Origin of the sequence: Neobacillus niacini (assembly GCF_023715785.1) — a bacterium.
Taxonomy (GTDB): domain Bacteria; phylum Bacillota; class Bacilli; order Bacillales; family Cytobacillaceae; genus Neobacillus; species Neobacillus niacini_E.
The window spans coordinates 48580-60918 of record NZ_JAMBOX010000011.1 but is presented as its reverse complement, the minus strand read 5'-3'; the positions used below and the strand labels follow the sequence as shown (position 1 = coordinate 60918).

General features: G+C 41.7%; 12 protein-coding genes and 1 pseudogene. 6 read left to right on the top strand and 7 right to left on the bottom strand.

The genetic code is table 11. The features are described from left to right. The first annotated feature begins 72 nt into the window (after positions 1-72). Entirely contained in the window at positions 73-180 is a 108-nt protein-coding gene (gene sinI, locus M3234_RS29730) for a DNA-binding anti-repressor SinI (RefSeq protein ID WP_396953967.1), read from the top strand. A gap of 98 nt (positions 181-278) precedes the next feature. Here the strand turns inward: sinI and M3234_RS18580 are convergent, their stop codons facing one another. The 3 genes from M3234_RS18580 to M3234_RS18570 all read right to left on the bottom strand — a co-directional run bounded on the left by M3234_RS18580 (position 279) and on the right by M3234_RS18570 (position 3011). Further along, a complete protein-coding gene (locus M3234_RS18580; protein WP_262306153.1) occupies positions 279-1295 on the bottom strand; it encodes an NADP-dependent oxidoreductase in 1017 nt (338 codons plus the stop codon). A gap of 261 nt (positions 1296-1556) precedes the next feature. Continuing rightward, entirely contained in the window at positions 1557-2375 is an 819-nt protein-coding gene (locus M3234_RS29575) for a CPBP family intramembrane glutamic endopeptidase (protein ID WP_262306152.1), read from the bottom strand. A gap of 21 nt (positions 2376-2396) precedes the next feature. Then, on the bottom strand, positions 2397-3011 hold the full coding sequence (locus M3234_RS18570; RefSeq protein ID WP_262306151.1) for a TetR/AcrR family transcriptional regulator: 615 nt from the start codon (positions 3009-3011) through the stop codon (positions 2397-2399). A 343-nt stretch (positions 3012-3354) separates the two neighbouring features. Here M3234_RS18570 and M3234_RS18565 point away from each other — a divergent pair, with 343 nt between their 5' ends. From M3234_RS18565 to M3234_RS18540, 5 genes and pseudogenes are all read left to right on the top strand, one after another. Then, on the top strand, positions 3355-4428 hold the full coding sequence (locus tag M3234_RS18565) for a sulfite oxidase (protein WP_311315665.1): 1074 nt from the start codon (positions 3355-3357) through the stop codon (positions 4426-4428). Positions 4429-4554: 126 nt separating this feature from the next. Further along, on the top strand, positions 4555-4716 hold the full coding sequence (locus tag M3234_RS18560; protein ID WP_262306149.1) for a hypothetical protein: 162 nt from the start codon (positions 4555-4557) through the stop codon (positions 4714-4716). Between the two features lie 461 nt (positions 4717-5177). Beyond that, positions 5178-5843, top strand: a complete 666-nt coding sequence (locus tag M3234_RS18555; protein WP_262306148.1) for a Dph6-related ATP pyrophosphatase — start codon at positions 5178-5180, stop codon at positions 5841-5843. A gap of 244 nt (positions 5844-6087) precedes the next feature. Beyond that, positions 6088-7184 (top strand): annotated as a pseudogene (locus M3234_RS29725) (YeiH family protein). 12 nt (positions 7185-7196) lie between these two features. Beyond that, positions 7197-8081, top strand: coding sequence for a selenium metabolism-associated LysR family transcriptional regulator (locus M3234_RS18540; RefSeq protein ID WP_262306145.1), 885 nt, complete (start codon positions 7197-7199; stop codon positions 8079-8081). A gap of 26 nt (positions 8082-8107) precedes the next feature. On the opposite strand, the gene M3234_RS18535 is transcribed toward M3234_RS18540, so the two are convergent. The 4 genes from M3234_RS18535 to M3234_RS18520 all read right to left on the bottom strand — a co-directional run bounded on the left by M3234_RS18535 (position 8108) and on the right by M3234_RS18520 (position 12319). Continuing rightward, positions 8108-8644, bottom strand: a complete 537-nt coding sequence (locus M3234_RS18535; protein ID WP_262306144.1) for a cysteine hydrolase family protein — start codon at positions 8642-8644, stop codon at positions 8108-8110. A gap of 144 nt (positions 8645-8788) precedes the next feature. Then, positions 8789-9364 (bottom strand): class I SAM-dependent methyltransferase, encoded by a 576-nt coding sequence (locus M3234_RS18530; protein WP_262306143.1) that lies wholly within the window; start codon positions 9362-9364, stop codon positions 8789-8791. 182 nt (positions 9365-9546) lie between these two features. Continuing rightward, complete coding sequence (locus tag M3234_RS18525; RefSeq protein WP_262306142.1) at positions 9547-11331, bottom strand: L-lactate permease; 1785 nt, start codon at positions 11329-11331, stop codon at positions 9547-9549. Positions 11332-11542: 211 nt separating this feature from the next. Further along, positions 11543-12319 carry an IclR family transcriptional regulator gene (locus M3234_RS18520; RefSeq protein ID WP_262306141.1) on the bottom strand — a complete coding sequence of 259 codons (777 nt, stop codon included), beginning with the start codon at positions 12317-12319 and terminating at the stop codon, positions 11543-11545. Between the last annotated feature and the right edge of the window lie 20 nt (positions 12320-12339).

Sequence of the window (12339 nt, the reverse complement as noted above, 5' to 3'; positions counted from 1 at the left end):
AATAATATGTCAGAATTGTGAATAAACTTCGCCGCAATATCAGAAATTCCCCAATTATTTTTAACAAAGTGGGTGGCGCTCATTTTAGAAGCCCTTGAATTAGGTATAACTGCCGACGAAATTAGAGCGTTCTTGAATACTCATTCAACAATAAAAAATGGCTTAGTTCACCTGAACTAAGCCACTCTATTTAATAAACTCTATCAGCAATCACATAGTGCAAGAAAGATGTTTTCAAAATGAGCTGTCAGGGCAACTCATTCTTTTCCAATCATTATTTATTCTTCCGCCACTTTCACCAGCTGTTTGCCGATGTTATCGCCGCGGAACAGCCCCAGGAACGCATCGACAGTATTCTCAAAGCCCTCGACGATATTTTCCCGGTATTTGATTTTCCCTTCCCGAACCCATTGAGAAAGCTGGGCTAAGCCTTCTCTGTTATGTTGAGCATAATCGGAAACAATAAAGCCTTTCATCAGCGAACTGGTCGTCAGGAGCTGACCTGCCACTCTTGGTCCAAGTTCCCGATTTTCTAGGTTATATTGCGAAATCTGTCCGCAAATGATCGTCCGTGACTGGAAGTTGATTAAGGACATGACTGCATCGCTGACTGTCCCGCCCACATTATCGAAATAAACATCGACCCCATTCGGGCATGCTTCCTTCAACGCTTTGCGAAGATTTTCAGTCGTTTTATAGTTGATTGCAGCATCAAAGCCTAATTCCTCTGTTAAAAATGCACACTTATCATCGCCGCCGGCAATCCCGACAACCCTGCAGCCTTTTAGTTTGGCAATTTGGCCGACAATTGTGCCAACAGCGCCAGAGGCACCGGACACGACCACCGTTTCCCCTTCCTTCGGTTCCCCTATGTACAATAGGCCAAAATAGGCAGTCAAGCCGGGCATCCCTAAGACATGAAGCGCAGTTGTGATTGGTCCCCATTCCGGATTAATTTTTCGGATGGCGCTTCCATCTGAAACATTATATTCCGCCCATTCTAGCCGGCCATCGACATATTGCCCGACTTCGAATCTCGAATTCTTCGATTCTATAACCTTCCCGACCATTCCGCCTAGAAACGGCTCCCCAACTTCATATGGCTTGGCATACGACTTGGCATCTGACATCCGCCCGCGCATATAGGGGTCAACCGAAAGATAAAGTGTTTTGATTAACACTTCTCCCTCGTTAATTTCCGGAATCCTTTCTTCAACCATTTTGAAGTTACTCTCATCCGGTATCCCCTTCGGCCTGCTTGCAAATAAAATTTTTCGATTCATGCTATTCGCCATCTAACCCACTCCCTGTCTATTTTCCTTATCCTTGAGAAGTGTATTCATGGTGCTTGATAACATGTTCGATTCTTATCGGGGATTTCCCTGCTATTTTACAGAAAAAGCGGATCAATCCTTATGATAAAGAAGTGAACCGCTCAGTAATCATTCTGTCCTGTGAGTTTTTAATTTAGTAACGTTGACCAAATACTATAGAAAAAAATACCAAGCCCGCCTAGAAAAACACCTAAACAGGCCAAACTAGCAGGACTTCCCCATTTAATATCTTGCATTTGATACACCTCCAGATGCTCTTATTGTGGCGACTCTCCCTTTTAAAAGAAACATAAACAAACCTATACAAACTACTAACTTAACTATAACGCTGACTGTTTCATTCCATGCATGGAGGCCCCCAGATGACGCAAAAAAGGCAGAATTTGCATTGAACAAGGCATGAAGCAGGATGCACATCCAGATACTTTTCGTTCTGATATACAGAGCCGAAAGCACAATGGCTGTCCCTATGACGGAAACGAAAAACAGGCCAAAATTAGAACCATGTTGGGCCGTCCCAGATATAAACCAAAGCGGCACATGCCATACAGCCCAAATTACTGAAAGCAACAATGTTGCGGTGAAAGGTGTAAACTTTTTCAAAAATTCCGGAAGCAACACACCGCGCCAACCGACCTCTTCAAGTCCACCTCCCAAAATCATCATTGGCAGCATTAACAGGACTGCATAATACGGCTGGTCAAAACTCATCTGAATCTTACCAGTAAACAGGGAATCTATTAAAAATGGATATATCCCTAAAAGTAAAGGTACGATCAACACGAAGATATACCATCCAATATTGACTTTTACCTTCACTAAATCCGTAAGAAATTGGCGGAATTCCACTTTTGAACCGTAAAATCGTTGGGAAATAACCGCGGCTACAACTGGTCCTAATAGCCCACCCAGTCCATATATAACAAATCCAGGGGAGGCTTCCGTTAAAGAGCCGTCCATTAGAAAAATAACCGCAAGCCAACAACCCCAAGTGATTAGAAAATTCAAAAGAATAAATGAATAAACCTTTTTGTTTTGCACGATGGCAACAACCTTTCCATTTTAAATACTGGATTGAGGCAGCAACTCCATTAAACGCCTCAGCAATTGATCCAGCTGTTTTTTCATATCAATCCTTGCTAGACCGAACGCCAAACTATGAACCATCATTCCGTCTATACTAGACATCATCATTTTCGTGATTTCATCGACTGGTATGGTTGCAGTAAATTCACCAGAATCAAGTCCTTTATGGAATAGGTCTGAGAACATAGCAACGGTTCGCTCATAGCGCTTGGCAAAAAACTCTCTTACTGTCTCATCTCTCCAGCTAGTAATCCAAAATTCATAAACCGCTGGGTAAAGGGTTTCTTCAGAGGTCATTTCTAGTCGTAGTTCTTCAAAAAATCTACTTAAGACAGAAAAAACGGTGTCGTAAGAGGATATCAGTTCCGCAAATTTCTGTTCCTGCTCAGCATCGAGATAGGTTAACAAAGCTTCGAAAATCTGTTTTTTATCGGTAAAGTACAAATAAATCCAGCCCCGGCTCATACCCGCCTGTTCAACAATATCCTTCAGTGTCGCTTTTTCATATCCCTTCCGTTTAAACACCTCCATGGCGGCCAAGAGTATTTGCTGTTTGCGAAATTCCTTATGTTCATCAGTCACCTTTGGCATTGCTAAATACCCTCCAAGAAAATAAATGAATCAAGTGTCATTTATTAATAATATAAATGACACTCAATTCATTTTCAAGTATTTTTTTCCAATTTCACTCCTTTATGGAAAACTTTAATTTCGCATGGATTAAAATTTCACAATCTAGATTTCATGGTCTGGCATTAAAAAAAGCCAAGGTACTGCCAATAACCTGGCCGAACCTTCGCTTATTTATTTTTCTTCTCTATTAATTTTCCTTCAATTTCTTCAAGTGTTTTTAAGATTTTCCTTGGTATGCTCATACAAGGTATTAATTAGGATAAAATTTCTATTCACTAAATACAATTATGGAAGGAAAGGAGTGTATATATTGGAGCAAAATGAGAAAATTTTTAAAGTGAAACCTCACCTTACGACACATAGTTTGCATCCCGAAAACCAGGAAACTCCGATTCATTTTCTTGAAGAGCCGATAACCCCAAGTGCAAAAATGTACCGAAGAAATCATTTTCCCTATCCCGCCATCACAAATCAGTCCTACTCCCTTTCCATCACCGGTTTTGTCAGAACTCCGATTACTCTACACTACAACCAAATTACATCATTGCCCTCCCGAACGGTAACTAGCTTAGTGGAATGCTCCGGAAACAAGCGGGCCTACTTTGAGCCAAAGGTGTTTGGGGACCAGTGGAAAGATGGAGCCGTTAATCAGGGGCAATGGAAAGGTGTCCCGCTCTCCTATCTTCTTACCATCGCAGGTATTACCGATCGGGCGAATGAAATTGTTTTTCAGGGAGCGGATGCCGGCACTAAAGAAGGAAGGCATGTTCATTTTGAAAGAAGTCTGCCACTTGAAAAGGCTTTAGCTCCACATGTCATTGTTGCCTTTGAATATAACCAACAGCTGATACCTCCCAAACATGGCTTTCCCTATCGACTGATTGTACCTGGCTGGTATGGAATGGCATCGGTTAAGTGGCTAAGAAATATTCATGTTATTGATGACTCTTTTACCGGTCCGTTCCAGTCAGATGATTATGTTTATTACCCTCATAAGGATGATAACCTTGATTCATTTCCAGTCACTTCAAATCATGTCAATTCGCTTATTCAACAACCCATCGACCGGCAAATCCTGAAACCGGGCCGTCATGATATCTTTGGCTTAGCTTGGACTGGCGAAGGCATGGTTACCGCTGTCGAAATTAGTCTAGACAATGGAGTAACATGGAAAAAGGCTGCTCTATCCGAAAATCCAAAACGATACCAATGGGTGAAATGGTCCCATCCCACTGTTTTTGAAAAAAATAAAGAATACGCAATCAAAGTTCGCGCATTCGACTCAAACGGCCAGTCACAGCCCGACCAGGCATTCTGGAATCGCAAGGGGTATGGCTATAATGAAGTTACACAAATTAAAGTTAAAACAGAATAGCCCGGTAAACAACACCATTGTTCTTCTTTTTTCTACAAAATACTTAACATAATCTTTAAGTGCAGTTCATAATCTTTTAAGGAAAGCATTTTACAATTATTTAATGAGGAAAAAGGATGGAGATTTATGGAGAACAATGGTCAGGTTTTTTATAACGGGAAAAAATATGTCGTCATTTTCAAGTACAGTTCCGGTTTCTGCGAAATCAAAGAAATTGGAAGTCTCTACAAGATCGAATTGGTTCATGAATCGGATTTAATTTACCCTATTAGACAAAATCAACCTTAAAACCAATCAAACTGTCTTTTATAAGCCTTCTATTAGACAAAATCAACCCTGGCAACCAACTAAACTGTCTTTTATAAGCCTTCTATTAGACAAAATCAACCTTAAAACCAATCAAACTGTCTTTTATAAGCCTTCTATTAGACAAAATCAACCCTGGCAACCAACTAAACTGTCTTTTATAAGCCTTCTATTAGACAAAATCAACCTTAAAACCAATCAAACTGTCTTTTATAAGCCTTCTATTAGACAAAATTAACCCTACAACCAACTAAACTGTCTTTTATAAGCCTTCTATTAGACAAAATTAACCTACAACCAATCAAACTGTCTTTTATAAGCCTTCTATTAGACAAAATCAACCCTGGCAACCAACTAAACTGTCTTTTATAAAGGGACCAGCCGCTTATTCTAATGAAGATTATGATAAAATACAAATAAACTAATTTTCCAAAGGTGATTTCATGAAAAATAGAATAATCTTATCTTGGAGTGGCGGGAAGGACAGTTGTTTGGCATTAGATGTTCTTATACAGCAGGGTTATGAAATTGTTTCATTAGTGACAACAAAACCCGAGGACGGGAACCGGACATTTGCCCATGATGAGCGAACAGAATTGATTCAGTTGCAAGGAGAAGCATTAAACCTCCCCGTCCATTTTATTGATTGCACGTTTGAAACCTATACAGAACAGTTCGTCAGTACAATCCAAACATTGAAAAATCAATTTCAAATTACCGGAATTGCTTTTGGGGATTTATATTTGGAAGGCCATAGGGAATGGGGCGAAAAAGTGGCTGCCGCAGCAGGTGTTGAAGCACTGTATCCACTATGGACAACAAAGGATGCCGCCTTAAAATCGCTGGAAAACTTTGTCCAATCCGGGTATCAGGCTGTGGTTGTTCGGATCCGAGAAGATGTTTTGGATGAATCCTGGCTTGGAAGATTAGTAGATGAATCCTTTTTACAGGATGTTCAACATGCGCCAATCTGCCCAATGGGTGAGTCTGGAGAATACCATACCTTTGTGTTTGATGGGCCATTATTCGCAAAAAGTATTCATTTGGAACATGGTGAAATAATAAAGCTAGATACTTCAAAAAGGCTGGAAGTTAAAACTCCCGGTTAATTTAGTTATGTTCATTATGGCGGCAAATGAAGGACATTTTAAACCAGTTTCCTTACTAATTTGTCCTTCATCCCAATGATGAAGGACATTTCCAGTTGCAATCCGACGAATCTGTCCTTCATCCTAGCTCATCCCTGTCGCAATCCTCCTACCCTTATCCCTTTCGAAAATCCTCCTCCCCCTCAACCTATAAATAATATTTATAACTTCAATTATAGATTCGTATAAATAGCCCGCGTTTCCCATGTTAAGGTTAATTTACACAACATTAAGGGAGATGAATTCGTTGTCTTATGGGGAACTGAAAGCAGTCAAACCCACACGTCACGTCAAATCAAACACAAATGCAAATCAGGGAAAAGTAAAAACCCTCTCCAAAGGAGTAGTATTGACTCTTGTTCTAGCCATTGTCGCCAATCAAATCGCCGCATTGCCCTTTTTCTCGATTATGGGTATTATGATTGTTTCCATCCTGCTGGGGATGACGTGGAACAGGATGATGGCCATACCTTCGGACTACAAACCAGGAATCGCTTTCAGTAGTAAGACATTATTGCGCGCTGGAATTATTCTAATGGGAATCCGATTGAACCTGCAGCAAATCATCAGTACCGGTCTTTCAGTTATTTTAATTGATATGATTGTTATCATTTTTACTATCGCACTCATTGTCAGCTAGGCAGACTGGCGGGTGTCGACCGGAATCTTTCTGCCCTGATCGGGGTGGGTACCGCGGTTTGCGGGGCAGCGGCCATCGTCGCCGTCGCTCCACTAATAAAAGCAAAACAAGACCAAACGGCCTTTGCCGTTGCCATTGTTGCCATTTTAGGCACGATCGGCACCATTGTTTATACCATTCTATTTCCCATCATAGGGCTCGATGCCAAGCTATATGGCGTATTAGTCGGCTCGACACTTCATGAATTGGCTCATGTCGTGGCTGCTGCCGCTCCCGCCGGTGACGTTGGCAGCGAAACGGCAATCGTCGTCAAGCTTGGAAGAGTTGCACTCTTGATTCCTGTCGCACTTGTCATGGGTTTCCTTTATAATAAGGACGACAACCAAAAACAAAGCAGAAGGTTAAAGGATTTACCCGTGCCGTGGTTCATTTTTGGATTTTTGGGATTTAGCCTGCTAAATACCTTCATCAAATTGCCGCAAGGTTTCATTCATGGAATTGAATCAACAAGTGTCCTACTGATGTCGATGGCAATGGCCGGACTTGGACTAGGCATCAATTTTTCACAATTAAAAAGGACCGGGGTAAAGCCAGTATATATCGGGATTATTGGGTTTGCTGCATTAGCGGCTCTTGGTCCTTTTCTTTTGTACCTTCTATAAGGGGAATGTGCAGTGTATCTTGAACATTTAAAGGTGTTTCACTTGGCTGCCACGAAAAAGAATTTTTCCGAAACGGCAAAAATTCTTCATTTGCCACTGCCAACTGTCAGTCTGCAAATCAAACATCTCGAAGACTACTTAAATACAAGCTTGTTTGACCGTAACACAAAGAAAATGGAATTAACCGATTCTGGGAAAATTCTTTTTCATTATGCTGAAGAAATCCTCCAGCTGGTGAACAAAGCCGAAAAGGAGCTCGCCCTGCTCTCAGAAACGATTCACGGCGACCTTCGTCTTGGCGCCAGCCTGACAATCGGCGAATACTTATTGCCGCATTATCTGGGAGATTTTTTAAAAAAATATCCCCACGTCCATGTCAGCATGAAAGTCGACAATTCTCATAAAATCGTGGAAAAATTGCTGAACGGCGAAATTGATCTTGGGTTTATCGAAGTAACAATCCCACACGAAAAATTAGACAGCATCCCGTTTTTGGAGGATGAACTAGTTGTTATTTCGCAATCCGTGAGCTCTTTATTCGACGAGATTTCTGTCGAGGAACTATTTGGCCTGCCGATTATTATGAGGGAAAAAGGCTCGGGAACAAGGCAGGTTCTCGAAGCCAATCTACTAAAAAAACAGCTCAATCCAGACAATTTGAACATTGTATTGGAACTAGAAAATACGGAATCAATCAAATCCGCTGTTCAATCCGGTCTGGGGGTCGCGATTCTTTCCCGAACCGCCATCCAAAAAGAAACCGAACTTGGCATCTTCAAACAAACAAGAATCATCGGAGTTCCTTTAACGCGGTATTTTTATATTCTTAACAAAAAAGGTATACTTTCTCCAGCCACCGATGCCTTTAAGGAACTATTTTTACATGCGTTTCGATAAAAACAGGAGGCAGGCTTGCCTCTTCTTCAATCAAATTCTACTTCATTCGAGGATTGCACCATAATTCTCCGTTCGGGAGTGCTGACTCGGCTTAAAACATTATTATGATGGTAAATTATTTGCTCCGCCGGAATACACTCATCAACCGTCGTGTGACCGTCAGCTATAAGCGTGACATCAAATCCTAGCGACAAGGCGGCGCGGCAGGTAGTATCAATGCAATATTCCGTCCGCACCCCAACCACAAAAAGATGCGTTATGTTATGTTGATGCAATTCTTCCTGTAACTCTGTCTGAAAAAAGGAATCCGCTCCCCGTTTATGAATGACGATATCCTCCTTCCGCGGAGTAATGCCCGGTGCAAACTGCCAGAACTGCGACCCTCTTTCCAGCAAATCATTTTCCGGCCCCTCAAATTGAATGTAAAAAATCGGCACATTCTCCTGTTCTGCTTTCGAAATCATAGTTTGGATGACCACAAACGTTTCATCCTTTTTATATGTTCCCCACATCGGCCCTACTTGAACATCGATGACCAGCAGTGCTGAACGCTTATCCTCCATTACCCTATCCCCTTTCTTACACAAACCTCACTATAAATTATACAGAAAAATGGCAACAAAAAAGACGCAAATATCTTATAAAATATTTACGCCTTTTTTCTATTGACAAAAAAATATAGTCGAATAAACTGCCATTGAAATTTGCTACTTAATATTTTCGGTCACTGCCAAAACAAATAGACCATTATAATACTTTTTTAATTCAACAATTTCAGTATCTGCCAACAACTCCAGCGTATTCCGATTCAAACAGCAGCCATCGCAGATTTTTTTCCATGCCGGAGTTAACCAGTCCTGTAACGCGGCTAAAAAACGATTTTCCATTTTGATATGTTCAAAAAAGAGAATCTTCCCTCCCGGTTTGCATACCCGCCTCATTTCTTGAAAGGCTTCTTCCGGATTGGGGATCGTACACATAACCAGCGTCGCTACCACGGTATCAAATGTGTCCGCCGCAAAGGGGAGGTTTTCGGCACCCGCCTGTACCATTTCAATTGGGACCACTGCTTGCTCTCGTCTAGATTGGGAACTCTCTATCATGTACGGGCTTGGCTCAATCGCCGTCACTTTTTCAACAGTTCCGTAAAGCGGAAAATTAATCCCTGTCCCCGCTCCTATTTCAAGAACGGTGCCTGTCGCTTGTGATAACAGTTCTTTTCGAATACTTTTAAACTTGTTTCTTTCTAATGGCCCCATAAAAAAAATCATACCATTTGGCAAATGAACGCCCCACACTCTTCACCTTCATTAACTTACATAAAATTAACCTTATTATATCAGTTATCCCCAGTTCAAAGCATGAAAAAAAGAAATCGAAATGAATCGATTCCCATTTTTAGGACCCTAATCATGATTTTCAAGATACTAGACGGCTGAAATGGTTCAGACAGTTAATGTTATTTTTACTTTGCGCCAAATGAGTTCCCATTGCTGATCAGTATTTCCGCCCTCTTTTTATTGGATGCAATAATGTAAATCGCGGCCACGGCGATGGCTGCTGCCACAAATGTACCAATGTTAAAGAAGCCCTTTTCTGAATACCATACAATCGAATATCCGACAGCTCCTACAATTAATGCATAATATGCAAATGGCAATAGTGTTTTTCGGATGACTGTCCCTTCCTTCCCGACCAAGCCGACTACAGCTGATGCTGCAACTACGTTATGGACACAAATCATGTTGCCTGCCGCACCGCCTACTGCTTGAAGAGCGACAATCCATGTTGGATCAACACCAATTTGGGAACCGACGTCATATTGGAATAAGGAGAACATCATATTACTTACCGTGTTACTGCCGGCAATAAAAGCACCTAACCCACCAATGAAAGTGGCGAAGAACGGCCAGAATTCACCTGCTAACGCAGCGGCGCCATTGGCTAATTCAATTGGCATTTTGTCAAAGCCCGCCGCTCCGCCGCCTGTGTTTGCAAACACCTGAACCATCGGCACCGTAAAAATCAATGCTGTTGAAGCGGCGATAGTGGTTTTACCGGAATGAGCCCACGCTTTTTTGTATGCGCTTGCATGCATTCCATGAATAAAATAGGTAAGAATGGAAACGAGAATAAAGATTGTTCCCGGTAGATACAGCGGTTGAAAACTGGCACTGATTTCTGACCCAAAAATGTTATTAAAAGAAACAGTCCAAGCTTTCATCCAACCATTTAAAGGAAGTGCTGTCAATCTTGTTAATACTAGGAACAAGCCTACTAAAATATACGGTGACCAGGCACGCATTAAGCTCATGCTGCCACTTTTGTGGGCAATATCCTTGATTTCAATGTTGCCCGTCCATTCTGGGTCCCACTTTGATTTTCCCTCGAAGTCCCAAGCCTCTTCTTTTGGAGGCATAAGGAAGCCTTTTTTGGCTGCTGAAACAACGATGGCTAGACCAACTAATCCCCCAATCATCGATGGGAACTCTGGTCCAAGTGTGTTTGCTACAATTACGTATGGTATCGTCATGGAGAATGAGGCGAATAAGGCAAATTTCCAAACCTTAATTCCTTCTGTGTAGGATTTGTTTTTACCAAAGAATCTCGTCATTAATGCAACGACGAAAAGAGGAACAAGTGTACCGGCTATCATATGTAGGATAGAAACCTTCCCGCCAATTGCCGTTACCAGTGCAAGAAAATCATTTGTGATGCCTTGATCTGCAGATAATCCGGTTTGAATTCCAACAAGCACCGGGGTACCGACAGCGCCAAATGAAACGGGTGTACTTTGAATCACCATCCCGGCGATAACGGCTGCCATTGCCGGAAACCCTAGTCCGACCATTAACGGAACAGCTACAGCTGCTGGCGTGCCGAAACCCGAAGCCCCTTCAATAAAGGAACCAAATAACCAAGCAATGATAATAACCTGAATACGGCGGTCCGGTGAAATTTCCGTAAATCCCTGACGAATGGCTCTAATCCCGCCGCTTTCCTGGAGTGTGTTCAAAAGCAAAATCGCCCCAAATATAATGTATAAGAGCGTACCTGCTGTCACAAGTCCATTAATGGACGCGGCAGCTACCTGAGCTCCAGGCACCTGCCAGATAAATAAGGCTAAACCCACTGCAACCAGATAAGAAATCGGCATCGCTTTACTTGCCGGCCACCTAAGCCCGACTAGAAAAATACCAACAACAATAATAGGCAACAGTGATAAAAAAGATAACATTCCCGTACCCATTAACCATCCCCCACTCTATTTTTTGATCATAATCTTTCATTCATTTTTTTGAAAAATTATGCATTTATAAAATTCATTATACAAATGCCTGTTAATAGTTGCAATAATATTCAAAATATTTGGTAATTTAGTCATAGAGTTTCGACGAAAACGGACAAAAAAATTATTCGATTTTTTAACCGAATAATTTTTTTACCTATATAATCTCGGGTTAACTAATCGGACCTGAATGACCGAGTCTCCCCGAAATCTGTTTTCCGATTTTCATCATTCTTGGCTTCAACTGTTCTAGCCTTTCATCCGTCATACGGATGGTCGGTCCGGAAAGGCTGATGGCTGCAGAAACTTTTCCTAGATGATCAAAAATCGGGACGGCAATACAGCGAATCCCATATTCATTTTCTTCCAAGTCAAGTGCATAGCCTTTATGCTTAACGCCAGCCAATTCCTGCAGGAACGTGTCTCGGTCGGTAATGGTATAATCAGTATGCACCGGAAGTCCTTTGCGCTCAAGAATATCCGCCACTTCGCTTGATGGCAAATGGGCAAGGATGGCTTTTCCCACCGAGGTACAATGCATCGGGGCCCTTTTTCCGACTTTGGAATGCATCCTTAGTGTTTCATTTCCCTCTAATTTTTCGATGTACACGACCTCACCCTGATCATAAACAACCAAGTGGATGACCTCGTTTGTTTCTTTTTCCAGTTCCCGTAAAAACGGTCTCGCCTCAGCCCTCAAATCAATCGACTCTAATAGTTTTGAGCTAATCTCCAAAAATTTATATCCTAGTTTATAGCGCCCTGTTTCTTCATCTTGCTCTATATATCCATATCGGACAAGTGTGGCCAGAATACGAAAGACGGAGCTTTTATTAATATCCATTTGCTTAGAAATGTCTGTGACACCCAGCCCATCCTTTTTCAATCCTACTATATTAATAATATCCAATGCCCGGCTGACAGACTTTACCATATTTTCTCTTTCCAAAATCTTCACCTCTAGCTCTA